General features: G+C 35.2%; 1 protein-coding gene and 1 pseudogene. Both read right to left on the bottom strand.

Annotated features, from left to right (window positions below):
* Positions 1-244: pseudogene (locus IDG60_RS13240) on the bottom strand (o-succinylbenzoate synthase); the annotation flags it as partial.
* A 4-nt stretch (positions 245-248) separates the two neighbouring features.
* A partial coding sequence (gene menE, locus IDG60_RS13235) for an o-succinylbenzoate--CoA ligase (RefSeq protein ID WP_206160781.1) occupies positions 249-1,660 on the bottom strand: 1,412 nt, incomplete at its 5' end.

The following is a 1,660-nucleotide window of genomic DNA, read 5'->3' as shown; positions in this document are numbered from 1 at the left end:
TTTCAAATGATTTATTTCTATTATCTTCGAACCATTGCTCAATTACATGTTTCACTGAAGCAATTGTTTCATGATCATACCAATCTGTTTGAAAAGCGTTACATTCCCCGAAATATGCATTTCCTTTATCATCAATCAATTCGATAAACAAACAATCACGATGTGTTAAAGTGACTTTCGGTGTTACAATTTGTGACTTAAATGGCTCACTATATTTATAAAAATGCAAAGCTGTCAACTTCATCAAATCATCCTCTATACAACTTATTTCTTTGTAATTTACCTGTTGATGTATAAGGTAAAGTATCAACCTTTTCAAAGTGTTTCGGTACTTTATATTTCGCTAAATGTTGTGATAAATATGCAATCAATTGTGCCTTTGAAATGTCACTTTCACTGACAAAATATAATTTAGGCACTTGTCCCCAAGTATCATCAGGATGCCCTACACATACTGCGTCACTGATACCTGGAAATTGCTTCGCTACCGTTTCAATTTGATATGGATAAATATTTTCACCGCCACTAATAATTAAATCTTTACGTCGGTCATAAATCATAACATAACCTTCATGATCTATTTCAGCAATGTCACCTGTATTAAAATAACCATTTTCAAACGTACCCGTTAAATCTGTTGGATACAAATATCCATTCATCACATTGGCACCTTTAATCATTAATTCTCCATGACCTTCTTTATTAGGATTTTTAATTTTAACGTCTACATTGGCACTTGGCATCCCTACAGTGTCAGGACGTGCATGCAACATTTCCGGTGTTGCTGTTAAAAATTGTGAACATGTCTCAGTCATACCAAATGAATTATAAATTGGCAGGTTATATTGTAATGCCGTCTCTATCAAAGTGGCAGATAATTTAGCACCGCCGAGTAATATTTTTTGCAAATTATAAGGTTCATGTAAACCTTGTTGCATAAGCCAATTTAAAGTTTGTGGCACAAGCGAAATGTGCGTGATGCGTTCATTTTTAATTATCGTTAAAATTTGTTCGGCATTGAATTTATCAACAATGCGCACAGTAAACCCTTCAATAACAGCTCTTAAAAGTACACTGAGACCCGAAATATGATAAATCGGCAAGACAGATAGCCAATTAGTATCACGATCAAATCCCAAGCTCTCTTTACATCCGATTGCACTGGCATAATGATTACGAAACGTTTGCGGCACCGCTTTTTGAGGGCCAGTTGTCCCTGATGTAAACATAATCGATGCAATGTCATCTAAATTAAATGAAGTATTTAATATGTTGGACGGCGACTCTTTCGGCACCACAGTTTCATTCGATGTATCATATTGGATATCCATTGTGTTGTCCAACAAACCGTTCATTGTAATATCCGTTCCAGCGAATTCAATATCATCCAGCGATACAATTTGAAACCCTCGCAATTCCAGTGGCAAGGTACAAAAAATCAATTGTACATCGATTGACCTCACCTGATTCTTCATCTCATTAGGTGTCAACCTTGTATTAATCATCGCAATTTCAATATTTGCCAACCAACAAGCATGTATTAAAATGATCGATTGAATCGAATTATCTATGTATAGCCCGACACGAGATTGTTGATAAGCCTTGAGTCTTTTAGCCAATAGACTCGCTTCACAGTATAAATTTTGATAAGTATAAGATT

The sequence above is a fragment of the Staphylococcus sp. EG-SA-2 genome (assembly GCF_017152085.1).
Note: the sequence above shows the minus strand (reverse complement) of the source record. Positions and strands in the feature narration are given on the sequence as shown.